Source organism: Arthrobacter sp. 10T419 (assembly GCF_056394105.1).
Map to the genome: position 1 here is coordinate 64,748 of NZ_JBFTHF010000002.1, position 15,082 is coordinate 79,829.

The following is a 15,082-nucleotide window of genomic DNA, read 5'->3' on the forward strand; positions in this document are numbered from 1 at the left end:
GGCGGAGCCCTAGACTTTGAGCCATGAGTGAGGACACCCAAACAGCGACAGAGACCAAGCCGGACATCAAGCCCCGCAGCCGGGTCGTTACCGACGGAATCCACGCCGCGCCCGCGCGCGGCATGTTCCGGGCGGTCGGCATGGGCGACGACGACTTCGCAAAGCCCCAGGTGGGCGTGGCGAGTTCGTGGAACGAAATCACTCCCTGCAACCTTTCGCTGAACCGGCTCGCCCAGGGCGCCAAGGAAGGCGTCTTCGCCGGCGGCGGGTTCCCGATGCAGTTCGGCACCATCTCCGTCTCCGACGGCATCTCCATGGGCCACGAGGGCATGCACTTCTCCTTGGTGTCCCGCGAAGTCATTGCGGACTCGGTCGAGACCGTCATGCAGGCCGAACGGATCGACGGCTCGGTACTGCTGGCCGGCTGCGACAAGTCCCTGCCGGGCATGCTGATGGCGGCCGCCCGCCTGGACCTGTCCAGCGTCTTTCTGTACGCCGGCTCGATCATGCCCGGCTGGGTCAAGCTCGAAGACGGCTCCGAGAAGGAAGTCACGCTGATTGACGCCTTCGAGGCTGTGGGCGCCTGCGCCGCGGGCAAGATGAGCCGCGAGGACCTCGACCGCATCGAAAGGGCCATCTGCCCGGGCGAAGGCGCCTGTGGCGGCATGTACACCGCCAACACCATGGCCTGCATCGGCGAGGCCCTGGGCATGTCCCTTCCGGGTTCCGCCGCCCCGCCCTCGGCCGACCGCCGCCGCGATGTCTTCGCGCACAAGTCCGGCGAGGCCGTCGTCAACCTGTTGCGCCTTGGCATCACCGCCCGCGACATCATGACCAAGAAGGCGTTCGAGAACGCGATCGCCGTGACCATGGCCTTCGGCGGCTCCACAAACGCGGTGCTGCACCTGCTGGCCATCGCCCGCGAGGCCGAGGTCGAGCTGAGCCTTGAGGACTTCAACCGGATCGGCGACAGGATCCCGCACCTGGGCGACCTCAAGCCCTTTGGCCGCTACGTGATGACCGACGTCGACAAGATCGGCGGCGTCCCGGTCATCATGAAGGCCCTGCTCGACGCCGGCCTGCTGCACGGCGACTGCCTCACCGTGACCGGCAAGACCGTGGCCGAGAACCTCGCCTCGATCAACCCGCCGGACCCGGACGGCAAGGTGCTCCGCGCCATGGACAACCCGATCCACAAGACCGGCGGCATCACCATCCTGCACGGTTCGATGGCTCCGGAAGGCGCCGTCGTGAAGAGCGCCGGCTTCGACGCCGACGTCTTCGAAGGCACCGCCCGCGTTTTCGAGCGCGAACAGGGCGCCCTGGACGCACTGGACAAGGGCCAGATCAAGGCCGGCGACGTCGTCGTGATCCGCTACGAGGGCCCCAAGGGCGGCCCGGGCATGCGCGAGATGCTCGCCATCACGGGCGCGATCAAGGGCGCAGGCCTCGGCAAGGATGTCCTGCTGCTCACGGACGGCCGCTTCTCCGGCGGAACCACGGGCCTGTGCATCGGCCACGTCGCACCGGAAGCGGTCGACGGCGGCCCCATCGCCTTCGTCAAGGACGGCGACCGGATCCGGGTGGACATCGGGGCCCGGACGTTCGACCTCCTGGTGGACGACGCCGAGCTCGAAGCGCGCAAGGTGGGCTGGGAGCCGCTGCCGGCCAAGTTCACCAAGGGCGTGCTTGCCAAGTACGCCAAGCTCGTCCACAGCGCCTCCACGGGCGCCTACTGCGGGTAATACCTGCCCAACTGGCTCGCATTAGTTGTCGTTATGGGGCCCCATAACGACAACTAATGCGAGCTACTTGGGAGAGGCGTTCAAAAAGTGGACAATGGAGTCCACATCGTGAGACAGGGGCTTGGCTCGTTGACACCTGTCTTGCTCAGAGGGAAAACTGAACTCATGATCGAGATCGTTACCGCTGGCGTCACTTCAGGCGTCTCCGTCGTACTTACCAAGCGCGTGGCTCCATAGCCCGACTGGTAACGAACCGTCACGCGCAAACCCCTCGAAGAGCCGCCAAGGCTGAGGGGTTTTTTTATTACCCGTAGTTCCACGATCACAGTAGATCCACCAAAGGAAGAGTCCGATGAGCAAAGGATCGCCGATCAGCCCCTCGCTGATGGCCACAAAGTCCGCTGGAGCCCACAAGGCTCCGGAACGCATCGAACGCCCGGCAGACGCCGGCGTCGAGCATGCTGCTGCCTCTCCCGTCCTTGGGCCGAACAACGTCGTACCCCCGACGGTGATGACCGGCTCGCAGGCAATCGTCCGCTCGCTCGAAGAACTCGGCGTCCAGGACATTTTCGGTTTGCCCGGTGGCGCGATCCTGCCCACCTATGACCCCTTGATGGCCTCCAAAATGAACCACATTCTGGTCCGTCACGAACAGGGAGCCGGCCACGCCGCGCAAGGCTATGCCATGGTCACCGGGCGGGTTGGCGTCTGCATCGCCACCTCGGGCCCCGGTGCCACCAACCTCGTTACCGCCATCATGGACGCCCACATGGACTCCGTGCCGATGGTGGCCATCACCGGGCAGGTCTCCAGCGGAGTCATCGGCACCGATGCCTTCCAGGAGGCGGACATCGTCGGCATCACCATGCCGATCACCAAGCACTCCTTCCTGGTGACCGACCCCAACGACATCCCGCACGTGATGGCCGAGGCGTTCCACCTCGCCTCGACCGGCCGTCCCGGCCCCGTCCTCGTGGACGTGGCCAAGGACGCCCAGCAGGGCCAGATGACCTTCTCCTGGCCGCCCAAGATCGACCTGCCCGGCTACCGGCCGGTGGTCCGCGGCCACAGCAAGCAGGTCCGTGAAGCCGCCAGGCTGATCGCGGCCGCCAAAAAGCCGGTGCTGTACGTCGGCGGCGGCGTGGTCAAGGCCCACGCATCCGCGGAACTGCGGGAACTCGCCGAACTCTCCGGCGCCCCCGTGGTTACGACGCTGATGGCCAGAGGCGTCTTCCCGGACTCACACCCGCAGCACGTCGGCATGCCAGGCATGCACGGCACGGTGTCCGCCGTGACCGCGCTGCAGCAATCCGATCTGCTGATCACGCTCGGTGCGCGCTTCGATGACCGGGTCACCGGCATCCTGAAGTCCTTCGCCCCGAACGCCAAGGTCATCCACGCGGACATCGACCCGGCGGAGATCTCCAAGAACCGCACCGCCGACGTGCCGATCGTGGGCTCAGTCAAGGAGATCATCCCGGAGCTCAGTGATGCCCTGCGCCTCCAGTTCGAAGCCTCCGGCACCCCGGACCTCGGCAACTGGTGGGCCTTCCTGAACAACCTCAAGGAGACCTACCCGCTCGGCTGGACCGAACCCGAGGACGGCCTCAGCGCACCGCAGCGCGTGATCGAGCGGATCGGTGCCCTCACCGGCCCCGAGGGCGTCTATGTCGCCGGCGTCGGCCAGCACCAGATGTGGGCCTCGCAGTTCATCAAGTACGAACGCCCGCACGCCTGGCTGAACTCCGGCGGCGCCGGCACCATGGGTTACGCCGTGCCGGCCGCGATGGGCGCCAAGGTGGGGGAGCCGGACCGCGTGGTCTGGGCGATCGACGGCGACGGCTGCTTCCAGATGACCAACCAGGAACTCGCCACCTGCGCCATCAACAAGATCCCGATCAAGGTGGCGGTCATCAACAACTCCTCGCTGGGCATGGTGCGCCAGTGGCAGACCCTCTTTTACGAGGGCCGCTACTCCAACACCGACCTGAACACCGGCCATGACACCGTCCGGATCCCGGACTTCGTCAAGCTGGCGGACGCCTACGGCTGCGCCTCCTTCCGCTGCGAACGGGACGAGGACATCGACGCCACCATCCAAAAGGCACTGGCAATCAATGACCGCCCGGTCGTGATCGACTTCGTCGTCAGCCCCAACTCCATGGTGTGGCCGATGGTTCCCGCCGGAGTCAGCAACGACCAGATCCAGGTTGCCCGCAACATGACCCCGGACTGGGAAGAAGAGGACTGAACATGACCCGCCACACACTCTCCGTTCTGGTCGAAGACAAACCCGGTGTGCTGACCCGCGTCGCCAGCCTCTTCGCCCGGCGCGCCTTCAACATCAACTCCCTGGCCGTCGGCCCGACCGAGGTTCCGGGCATCTCCCGGATGACGGTCGTCGTCGACGCCGACGGCGAGCTGATCGAACAGGTCACCAAGCAGCTGAACAAGCTGATCAACGTGATTAAGATCGTCGAGCTCACCCCCGAATCTTCCGTACAGCGCGACCACATCCTGGTCAAGGTACGTGCGGATGCCGCAACCCGGCTGCAGGTAACCCAGGCAGCCGACTTGTTCCGTGCCTCAGTGGTCGACGTCTCCACAGAGTCGGTGGTCATTGAGGCGACGGGCCACCCCGACAAGCTCACCGCACTGCTTTCGGTGCTGGAGCCCTTCGGCGTCCGCGAAATCGTGCAGTCCGGCACCCTGGCCGTCGGCCGAGGGTCCCGTTCCATGAGCGACCGGGCCCTGCGCTCCGCCTAAGCGGCCGTGCCAAGCCTGCAGCAACACAGCAATACCCTGAATTTCCCCAGACAACACCAAAGAATCCATTCAAAGGAGACACCCCAGTGACTGAAATGTTCTACGACGACGACGCCGACCTGTCGATCATCCAGGGCCGCACCGTCGCCGTTATCGGTTACGGCTCCCAGGGCCACGCCCACGCCCTTAGCCTGCGCGATTCCGGTGTTGACGTCCGCGTCGGCCTGAAGGAAGACTCCAAGTCCCGCGCCAAGGCCGAGGCCGAGGGCCTGCGCGTTCTCAACGTCGCCGACGCCGTCGCCGAAGCAGACCTCATCATGATCCTCACCCCGGACCAGGTCCAGCGCCACGTCTACGCCGAGGACATCGCCCCGAACCTGCAGGCCGGCGACGCCCTGTTCTTCGGACACGGCTTCAACATCCGCTACGGCTACATCAAGCCGCCGGCCGACGTCGACGTCGCCCTCGTCGCACCCAAGGGACCGGGCCACATCGTGCGCCGCGAGTTCGAAGCCGGCCGCGGCGTGCCGGACCTGATCGCCGTCGAGCAGAACGCGTCCGGCAAGGCCAAGGAACTGGCCCTGTCCTACGCCAAAGCGATCGGCGGCACCCGCGCCGGCGTCATCGAGACCACCTTCACCGAAGAGACCGAAACCGATCTCTTCGGCGAGCAGGCTGTGCTCTGCGGCGGCGCCTCGCAGCTGATCATGTACGGCTTCGAGACCCTCACCGAGGCCGGCTACAAGCCCGAGGTTGCCTACTTCGAGGTGCTGCACGAGCTCAAGCTGATCGTCGACCTGATGGTCGAGGGCGGCATCGCCAAGCAGCGCTGGAGCGTCTCTGACACGGCGGAATACGGCGACTACGTTTCCGGCCCGCGCGTTATCACCCCCGAGGTGAAGGAAAACATGAAGGCCGTCCTCAAGGACATCCAGGACGGCACCTTCGCCAAGCGCTTCATCGACGACCAGGACGCCGGAGCCCCCGAGTTCAAGGCCCTGCGCAAGAAGGGTGAAGACCACCCGATCGAGGCCACCGGCCGCGAACTGCGCAAGCTGTTCTCCTGGATCAAGAACGAAGACGACTACACCGAAGGATCAGTGGCCCGCTAAGGCAACTGGCCGGCAGGGGGAGCCGGACACCCGCACCGGGGTCCGGCTTCCCTGCGTTCAGCACCACCCGCAACATCTGCACCACCGACGTTTCACCAAAATCCCCACCTGAATACAAGAGAGCTAAAGAGGTCACCGGTGACAAGCACCAAACCTGTCGTACTCCTCGCTGAGGAACTTTCGCCCGCCACAGTCGAGGCCCTCGGCCCGGACTTTGAAATCCGCCAGACCGACGGAGCCGACCGTTCCCAGCTGCTCTCCGCGATCGCCGACGTCGACGCGATCCTGATCCGCTCCGCCACCCAGGTGGACGCCGAGGCCATCGCCGCCGCGAAGAACCTCAAGGTGATCGCCCGCGCCGGCGTGGGCCTGGACAACGTCGACATCAAGGCCGCCACCCAGGCCGGCGTCATGGTGGTCAACGCCCCGACGTCGAACATCGTCTCTGCCGCCGAACTCACCGTCGGCCACATCCTCAGCCTCGCCCGCCACATCCCGCAGGCCTCCGCCGCGCTCAAGGACGGCGAGTGGAAGCGCTCCAAGTACACCGGCACGGAGCTCTTCGAGAAGAAGATCGGCATCATCGGCCTCGGCCGGATCGGCGCCCTCGTCGCGGCCCGCCTGAAGGGCTTCGACACGAAGATCCTCGCGTACGACCCCTACATCACCTCCGCCCGCGCCGCCCAGCTCGGCGTGCAGCTGGTGACCTTGGACGAGCTCCTGGCCCAGTCGGACTTCATCACCATCCACATGCCCAAGACGCCCGAGACTGTCGGCATGCTCGGCGCGGAGGCCTTCAAGAAGATGAAGAGCAGCGCGTACGTCGTCAACGTCGCCCGCGGCGGCCTGGTGGATGAGGAAGCCCTGTACGCGGCACTGGAGTCCGGCGAGATCGCCGGCGCCGGCGTCGACGTGTTCGTCAAGGAGCCCAGCACCGACCTGCCTTTCTTCAAGCTCGACAACGTCGTGGTGACCCCGCACCTGGGCGCGTCCACCGACGAGGCCCAGGAAAAGGCAGGCGTCTCCGTTGCCAAGTCCGTCCGCCAGGCCCTCGCCGGCGAATTGGTGCCAGACGCCGTGAACGTAGCCGGCGGCGTCATTGCCCCGGACGTGCGCCCCGGGATCCCGCTGATCGAGAAGCTGGGCCGGATCTTCACCGCAATGACCCACGCTTCGCTGACCCAGTTCGACGTGGAGGTGGCCGGCGAAATCTCCTCGCTGGACGTCAAGGTCCTCGAACTCGCGGCCCTCAAGGGCATCTTCGCCGACGTCGTGACCGAACAGGTCTCGTACGTCAACGCGCCCGTGATCGCCGAGCAGCGGGGGATCAACGTCCGGCTCATCACCACCCCGGACACGGAGTCCTACCGCAACGTCCTGACCCTGCGGGGGGCCCTGAGCGACGGCAGCCAGATCTCGGTGGCCGGCACGCTGACCGGGCCCAAGCAGATCCAGAAGCTCGTCGGAATCAACGGTTTCGAGGTCGAAATCCCGATCAGCGAACACCTCGTGGTGGTGGCTTATTCGGACCGTCCGGGCGTGATCGGCACGATCGGGCACATCCTCGGCATGAACAACATCAACATCGCCGGCATGCAGGTGGCGCGGCAGGCGGAGGGCGGCCAGGTGCTTGCGCTCCTGACCATCGACAGCTCCGTGCCGCAGCAGGTGCTGGAAGCGATCAAGGCCGGAATCGGCGCCGATATGGTCCGCGAGGTCGACCTCGAGGACTAGGTCCCCAGCGTGGGCGCCTGCGGCGGCAACACCGTCGCAGGCGGCCACGAATGAGCGGCCGGTCTGCGTACAATGGCTAGGTCCGAATTTCGGATTTGGCCGGCAGACCGGCCTTTACTTTTGCACACCCGGCCGGGGACGCCTTCATTTCCGCGCGGAATGAACAGCGGTGTGCGCACGCAATCCAGCTTTCAGGAGCCCAATGAACGCCGTCCAGAGGTTCATCAGAAGCAGAGTGCTTTTGCTGACCGCGTCCATTTTGATCGTGGCCATGTGCCTGTCCGTGCTGGTGCAGGGCCAGTCGCAGGCCGCGCTGAACCGCACCGTTGACCAGAACTCCCGGGGGCTCTACGACGTCCTCGTCCAGGCCAAGGCCGACGACAACGGCGGGCTCATGCAGCCCGAAATCGCCACCGGCCAGGGCGGCATCAGCTTCGAACAGCTGGACTCCATCCGCAAGCTTTCCGGCACCTCGGTCGCGGCTCCGATCAGCCTCGTTTCCCGGGTCTCGCAGAACCTCGAAACCCCGCGCCTCGACGCTACCGACTACCTCGGCTACAACGCCGGACTGGCCGGCACCGCCGGTGACCCCAGCGCCACTGATCCGTCCAAGTGGCCCGCCGCCGAGTCTGTCCTGAGCGACACGGCCAAGAAATACCGCCTCACCGCCAGTGCCGTGAAGTCGGACGGCACGTCCGATCAGACCCTGTTCAAGACGACCGCCGAGGGCTCCCTCGGCAAGGCCAAGCTCATCGAAGAGGAAGTGGCCGGCGGCAAGAACGTCCGGATCGCGGGCCCGGAAGGCGAGACCGGAATCAAGTTCCCCGCCCCGGCCGGCGGCTCGGAGCACAACCTGTTCAACCTCTCGGTTTCGCTGCCGCTGGCCCCGCAGGTGACCGAGTCCGTCGTCGCCGTCGATCCGGTCTCGGAGCGCGCGCTCCTGGGCGGCTCCGGCGACTTCCTCGCGCCGCTGGAGAAGGCGCCCCCGGCCGACGCCCGCAACGCCGGCGCGATCGGCCGCCACTTCGAAAGCCTCTTCACCAGCGGCATCAGCATGGAACAGCTCAAGGAAGGCCCCGACTTCCTTGGCGTCAAGCTGAAGTACTGGGCCCCGCTGATGACGCAGTACCAGCAGGCCAAGCGCGCCGGTCAGCTGACCGACGATTCGCAGGCGATTCCGCTGATCGTCCGGTCCGGCACCTCCCTTGACCTCAAGTACTCCGTCAAGATCGAGGAAATCGACGACGCCGGCAACGTCACCAAGAACGTCGGCACCGTGACCCGCTCACTGGACAAGGACTACCTTCCCTTCGTCTCCAAGTCCCCGTTCGCCCTGGAGTGGCCCGGATCCAAGGACCTCTCCAAGCTGCTCGGCGACACCGGCAGCTTCGGCCAGGGCCTCTACAACCCCGCGACCTGGAGCACCGACTTCGCCGCCGCGCCCAAGTACAAGGACGGAAAGACGGCCGGCAACGGCGCCGTCGACAAGTCCGCGGTCCCGGGCGACTGGGTCACCGTCAACCGGCTGCCGGAGAAGGGCGCCAACGACGCCCCGGTGGACCAGACGCAGCGCACCCCGGTCGACGAGCGCTCCTACCGCGAAAACCTTGCGACCGGGAAGAAGCCCGCCACCCCGCTGGCCATGGTCTACGGCACCTTCGATCCAGCCAAGGTCCAGGAAGCGGCCGGCGACGTCAACCGGCTTCCGCTCGGCGGCTATGACCCGACCCCGTTCACCCTGACCAAGGACGCCGACGGCAAGGACGTCGAAAAGACCGCCCTCAAGCCTTCACTCAGCGGTACCGGCCTGGTCAGCCAGTCGGCCGGCGCCATCACCGACTACTACGGCCTGGCCGCGGCCCGCGGCTACGAGAAGAACGCCTCCGTGATCGACGCCGTGCGCGTCCGTGCCAAGGTCGACGGCAGCTGGAAGCAGGCCCAGCCCGAGGTCGAGAAGCTTGCCAGCGAGATCCGCGACATGGGCCTGCAGGCGACCGTGGTTGCAGGCTCGGCCCGCGAGGACGCCAGCATCTTCGTGCCCGGCTACTCCAAGGACGACGCCGGCAAGGAGTCGCCGCTGGGCACCGTGCAGCAGTCCTGGGTTCGCCAGGACGCCGCCGACGCGGTCTCCGGCTCGCTGACCGGCACCAACCTCACCCTGCTCTTCCTGACCCTGTGCGGGGCCGCCCTGCTCACCGGCGCCTCCACCGTCAGCTATGTCCGCAAGCGCCGCCGCGAGGCCGGAACGCTCCGGGCCATGGGCTGGACGCAACGCAAGATCCGGTCCTGGGTGCTCGCCGAGTTCGGCGTCGGCGCGGCACTGCTGGCCGTCGCCGGGATCGCCCTGAGCCTGCTCAGCTGGAACCCTGCCACCGCGGTCGTCTCCGCTTCGGTCCTGGTCCTCTACTGCGGCGCCGCCTACTTCGCCGCGCAGCAGCTGCGGCACCGGGAGGTCATCGACCAGGAACCGCAGCACGATGAACGGCTCATCCCCGTCGATTCGCCGCTGACCTTCGCCAGCCGGCAGCTGAGCACCAACAAGTTCAACACCGGCTCCCTCGCCGTCGCCGTCGGCGTCTTCGGTGCCGCGGTGGGTGGACTCGCCGCGCTGCTGATCGACATTCCGCGTGCCGCGGGCGCCAGTGCCCTCAGCGGACTGGCCGCGGCCAGTATCGCGATGCCGAGCATCATCCTGGGCGTGTCCGGCGTCGCCGTGGGCCTGCTGTTGACCATGGTCACCGGACGCTTCGAACTGGGGGCCAAGCGCCAGTATCTCGGGATCCTGCAGGCGATGGGCTGGAACCCGGACATGCTGGGCCAGGTCCGCTTCTTCGAAAATGCCATGGTGGGAGCCATCGCCGTGCCGCTGGGTGTCCTTGGCGCCCTGGGCATTGGCTTGCTCCTCGCCCCCTATGCCGCACTCTGGGCCGGAATCGCCGGACTCGTGGCTGTACTTTGCTGGATTCCGATTGCAACGAAAGTGGTCCAATGACTAACGAGCTGAACCTGACCAGGGCGGCCCGGAACCGGATGCCGGAGAGCACCGGGAACGGCGGCCACCAGACCCGCGCCAACACGATCGTGAAGGCCACGGACCACGCCACACCGCTGGAACTGAGCAACATCACCATCCACTACGGCGGCGGCAAGGGCGGCGCGGAGGCGGTCAACGTCGTCGACGACTTCAACATGACGCTGCACGCCGGCGAAATGCACTGTGTCGCCGGCCGCTCCGGCTCGGGCAAGACCAGCATCCTGACCGTCGGCGCGGGCCTGACCCTGCCGACGTCGGGCCGGGTGTTCTGGGAAGGCGACTCGCTCGAAACCATGGGCGACGACGAAATCGCCGACCGCCGCCGTGCGCTGATCGGGTACGTCGACCAGGGCGGCGCCCTGATTGACGGCATGAGCGCGCTGGAGAACGTGCTGCTTCCGGCCGTCCCCGACGGCGAAGTGGAACAGCGCCGCGACATGGCCAAGGACCTCCTGGACCTCGTCGGCCTGGGCCGGCGCATGCGCCACCGTCCCGCCCAGCTCTCCGGCGGCGAACGCCAGCGCGTCGCAATCGCCCGGGCCTTGATCCTCGGCACCCGCGTGCTGGTGGTCGACGAGCCCACCGCGAGCCTGGACCGCACCTCGGCCAACCGCATCATCAGCATCCTCAAGGACACGACGTCGGACGGCATCGCCGTCCTGGTCGCTTCACACGACCACGAACTTGTCCGCCAGAGCGATACCCTGACCGAACTGATCTAGGTTAATAACGTGACGCCTTCCGAAAAAACCCCGTTCTACATCACCACGGCCATCAGCTACCCCAACGGCGTGCCGCACATCGGCCACGCCTACGAGGTCATCGCCACCGACGCGATGGCGCGGTTCAAGCGGCTGGACGGCTATGACGTGTTCTTCATGACCGGCACCGACGAGCACGGCCTGAAGATGCAGCAGACGGCGGAAAAGGAAGGCATCCCGGTCAAGGAGCTTGCCGACCGCAACTCGGCCGCGTTCCGCCAGATGAGCGATGATCTGGGCATCTCGCTCAGCCGCTTCATCCGCACCACGGACCCGGACCACTACGAGGCGGCCAAGGCGCTCTGGCAGCGGATGGAAGCCAACGGAGACATCTACCTCTCCAAGTACGCCGGCTGGTACTCGGTCCGCGACGAGCGCTACTTCGTCGAGGACGAGACCGAGGTCCGTGAAGACGGCCTCCGCTACGCCTCCGAAACCGGCACCGAGGTGACCTGGACCGAGGAGGAGAGCTACTTCTTCAAGCTCTCGGCCTATCAGGACAGGCTGCTGGCCCTCTACGCGGACCACCCGGACTTCGGCGCCCCGCACAGCCGCTTCAACGAGGTCATCAGTTTCGTCAAGGGCGGCCTCGAGGACCTCTCGATCAGCCGGACGTCCTTCAAATGGGGTGTGCCGGTGCCGGGCAACCCGGACCACGTGATGTACGTCTGGGTCGACGCGCTGACCAACTACCTGACCGGTGTCGGCTTCCCGGACACGGACTCGGAGAGCTTCCGGAAGTACTGGCCCGCCGACGTCCACGTGATCGGCAAGGACATCTCCCGGTTCCACGCCGTGTACTGGCCGGCATTCCTGATGTCCGCCGGGCTGGAACTGCCCAAGCGTGTGATGATCCATGGCCACCTGCACAACCAGGGCATCAAGATGTCCAAGTCGCTGGGCAACGTGGTGGCGCCCGCTGACTGGGTGGCGCAGTACGGACTGGACCAGGTCCGCTTCTTCCTGCTCCGCGAGGTGCCGTTCGGCGCTGACGGCAACTACAGCCACGACGCGATTGTCGGTCGGATGAACTCGGACCTGGCGAACAACTTCGGCAACCTGGCGCAGCGTTCCCTGTCCATGGTGGCGAAGAACTGCGAGGGCCGCGTCCCGGTCCCGGCCGGCTTCAGCGCAGAGGACGCCGCACTGCTGGGCCAGGCCATGGGCCTGCTGGGCATCGCCCGCGCAGCGTTCGAGAAGCAGGAATTCAGCCGCGCGCTCGAAGCCATCTGGAACGTGCTCGGCGACACCAACGCCTACTTCGCCGAGCAGGCTCCGTGGGTGCTGCGGAAGACCGACGTCGAACGCATGAACACCGTTCTGTACGTCACCCTCGAAGTGTTGCGGATCGTCGCCATCCTCGCCCAGCCGGTCATGCCGACGGCGGCCGCGGCCATCCTTGACAGCCTCGGCCAGTCCGAAGGGGAAGCCCGCGACTTCGCTGCGCTGGAGACCCCGATCGAGGCCGGGACGCCGTTGCCTGCCCCGGCCCCGGTGTTTCCCAAGTACGAGGAGCCCGCAGAGGCGTAGCCCCAACTGATCCCCCGCACCACCCCGCGAGGTGACAGTTCACGGCAGTGTTCGCCCGGAACACCGCGGTGAACTGTCACCTCGCTTTTTTGCGCCCAAGTAGTTTCCCTTTCGTAACGGGTGCTCCGGGAGTGAAAGCGGGCAGAGATTACTCGGGACTCTCCGAGTTGCCCCGGCATACGGTTACGGCGTTAGCGGTCTGATGAAGCCCTTGGGGGAGTAACTCATCACTCACCCTCAATGTTCCAGGCCGGGGACTCGCACACCCGGTCGCCGATGTTGCTCCGCTGGGTGCCGTCAGGTCGAAAGTCGACTCGTGATGGAGCAACCAAAAATGAGACGAACTATCGCAACAATGGGGATTTTAGGTCTGGCACTGCTGGGTTCAGCGGGCACGGCCAACGCCGCTGCTGTCGGCGGCGGTGACACCGGGAGCGGGGAAGTGACATCCTCGCCCGGCACGGGCGGCCCTGGCCAGGCGCCTGGCTCCGGCCAGCCCGGCAACCCGGGCGCACCGGACATCGCGGGGGCACCGGACAACGCGGGGGCGCCGGATGCGCTGCCGGGTCCGGTGACCATCCCGCCCGTGGCTTCGGGTACGCCGGACAACTCGGAGAAGCCGGATCCCCTGCCGGGGCCCGTGACGATCCCGCCAGTGGCCGATCCGCCGGCCAACGGCGGGACTCCAGAGACTCCGACCGTTCCGGTGACCAACCCGCCGGCAAACGGCGGAACGCCAGACACTTCGCACCAGCCGGGTGACAAGCCGGACGGCTCGCACAAGCCGGGTGACAAGCCGGACGGTTCGCACAAGCCGGGTGACAAGCCGGGTGACAAGCCGGACGGCTCGCACAAGCCGGGTGACAAGGGCGACCATGGGGACAAGGGCGAGCACGGCGAGCACGGCGACAAGGGCGACCATGGCGAGCACGGCGAGCACGGCGACAAGGGCGACCATGGCGAGCACGGCGAGCACGGCGACAAGGGCGACCATGGCGACCACGCAAACTGGCCCGGCAAGGACGATAAGTGCGAGCCGGGTGACCGTGGCGACAAGGGAAACCACGCCGGCTGGCCGGGCAGGTGGGATAGGGGCGACCATGGCGACACGGCCGACCGCGCCGACTGGCCGAACAAGTGGGACAAGGGCGACCGCGGTGACAAGGGCGACCATGGAGACAGGGGAGACCGCGCCGACTGGCCGAACAAGTGGGACAAGGGCGACAAGGGTCATCACCACGGCGATGACTGCGACTGGCCGGGCAAGTGGGACAAGGACGAGTGTGAGGATCCGCCGGCACACGAGCCCAAGAACCCGCCGGCTGTGAAGCCCGCAGCGCCGCCCGCAGCGAAGCCTGTGGCACCGCCGACCGGCGCGGCCCAGGGTGCTCCCGTGGTCAACATGGGCTTCAACGTCCAGACGGCGGTGGCCGGCACTCCCAGTGCCGGAATTCCGCTTTGGCTCTCCGTGCTGACCGGACTCCTGACAGCGGGGGCCGCAACGGCCCTGCTCCGGGGCATGGTCCGGAGCGGTAACGCCAACAGCTAGGAAAGATGCGGGCCGGTTGCCGTTGTGCAGCCGGCCCGCACAGCTACTGCCCTCGAGCAAGCACTGCACCAGGAGCTCTCATGGCCCTTCGCCGTAATGCCGATCATTCCGTCGAGACGGCACCGCGTGGACTGCTGCTGGGTGGCCGGGACAAACTGGTGCTGGTCGCCTGCATCGTTGGGCTGCTGGCGGCGTGGCTCGTCTACGCGGCCTTCGGTCTCAATGCCGGAGGTAGCGGCGCCGCCGGGCCCGCAGCGGGACCCATTCCTACGGCCACCGCAGCAGCGCAAAGCCCGGTTCCGTCCGCCCCTGGTCCCACCTCCTCCGCTCCACAAAAAGCAGCCCCCAAGGCGGCCGTCCGACGCACCGCCCCGCCGGTGCCGGGCCCGGCTGCGGCCGCCCCGCAGCGCATTTCCTATCCCGCAGCACGGATGGACGTCGTGATTCATCCCCTGCAGCCCAGCCAGAGTGAAGCTGCAAGCCAGAGCATCGTTCCTCCCGAAACAATGGACGGCTACTGGCTCACCCCCTTCGGCGTGCCAGGTGTCGGGTCGACAAACACCACCTACATCGTCGGCCACAGCTGGCAGGGCGTCGACGCGCCTTTCAACCACCTGAGCACCATGGCCGCACCCGGCGACAAATTGACTGTACAGACGGCCACCGGCGTCATCACCTACAAGGTGGATTCCGTGACCACCTACCTCAAGTCGGGCCTGAAGGACAGCCCCATCTGGTCCGTCGTCCCCAATCGACTGGTCCTGATTTCCTGCTATACCGGGGACCTCTGGGGAAAGAACGTGACCGTGGTCGCGTCCCCGGTTGCGGCCGGCTGAAGATCCCCCGCCGCC

10 protein-coding genes are annotated in these 15,082 nt (G+C 66.6%); all 10 read left to right on the plus strand.

Features of this window, described 5'->3' with window-relative positions; all coding sequences use genetic code 11:
* Nucleotides 1–23 precede the first annotated feature (23 nt).
* The 10 genes from ilvD to AC1DBD_RS04005 all read left to right on the plus strand — a co-directional run bounded on the left by ilvD (nucleotide 24) and on the right by AC1DBD_RS04005 (nucleotide 15,067).
* Nucleotides 24–1,745: a dihydroxy-acid dehydratase gene (ilvD, locus tag AC1DBD_RS03960; protein WP_476908628.1), complete on the plus strand. Its 1,722-nt coding sequence runs from the start codon at nucleotides 24–26 to the stop codon at nucleotides 1,743–1,745.
* 352 nt (nucleotides 1,746–2,097) lie between these two features.
* A complete protein-coding gene (locus AC1DBD_RS03965) occupies nucleotides 2,098–3,996 on the plus strand; it encodes an acetolactate synthase large subunit (protein ID WP_441417430.1) in 1,899 nt (632 codons plus the stop codon).
* Between the two features lie 2 nt (nucleotides 3,997–3,998).
* Complete coding sequence (gene ilvN, locus AC1DBD_RS03970) at nucleotides 3,999–4,511, plus strand: acetolactate synthase small subunit (protein ID WP_138768975.1); 513 nt, start codon at nucleotides 3,999–4,001, stop codon at nucleotides 4,509–4,511.
* An 86-nt stretch (nucleotides 4,512–4,597) separates the two neighbouring features.
* Nucleotides 4,598–5,623 carry a ketol-acid reductoisomerase gene (gene ilvC, locus AC1DBD_RS03975; protein ID WP_441417431.1) on the plus strand — a complete coding sequence of 342 codons (1,026 nt, stop codon included), beginning with the start codon at nucleotides 4,598–4,600 and terminating at the stop codon, nucleotides 5,621–5,623.
* Nucleotides 5,624–5,761: 138 nt separating this feature from the next.
* Nucleotides 5,762–7,357: a phosphoglycerate dehydrogenase gene (gene serA, locus AC1DBD_RS03980; protein WP_441417432.1), complete on the plus strand. Its 1,596-nt coding sequence runs from the start codon at nucleotides 5,762–5,764 to the stop codon at nucleotides 7,355–7,357.
* A 202-nt stretch (nucleotides 7,358–7,559) separates the two neighbouring features.
* Nucleotides 7,560–10,349, plus strand: coding sequence for an ABC transporter permease (locus AC1DBD_RS03985; RefSeq protein ID WP_476981481.1), 2,790 nt, complete (start codon nucleotides 7,560–7,562; stop codon nucleotides 10,347–10,349).
* A complete protein-coding gene (locus tag AC1DBD_RS03990; RefSeq protein ID WP_346960862.1) occupies nucleotides 10,346–11,113 on the plus strand; it encodes an ABC transporter ATP-binding protein in 768 nt (255 codons plus the stop codon). Before AC1DBD_RS03985 ends, AC1DBD_RS03990 begins: the two co-directional genes overlap by 4 nt.
* Before the next feature lie 9 nt (nucleotides 11,114–11,122).
* The gene (gene metG, locus AC1DBD_RS03995) at nucleotides 11,123–12,682 is read left to right on the plus strand and encodes a methionine--tRNA ligase (protein WP_476908632.1); all 1,560 of its coding nucleotides are present in this window, start codon (nucleotides 11,123–11,125) and stop codon (nucleotides 12,680–12,682) included.
* A 355-nt stretch (nucleotides 12,683–13,037) separates the two neighbouring features.
* A complete protein-coding gene (locus AC1DBD_RS04000; protein WP_476981482.1) occupies nucleotides 13,038–14,231 on the plus strand; it encodes a hypothetical protein in 1,194 nt (397 codons plus the stop codon).
* An 80-nt stretch (nucleotides 14,232–14,311) separates the two neighbouring features.
* Nucleotides 14,312–15,067 (plus strand): class F sortase, encoded by a 756-nt coding sequence (locus AC1DBD_RS04005; protein WP_476981483.1) that lies wholly within the window; start codon nucleotides 14,312–14,314, stop codon nucleotides 15,065–15,067.
* Nucleotides 15,068–15,082 lie beyond the last annotated feature (15 nt).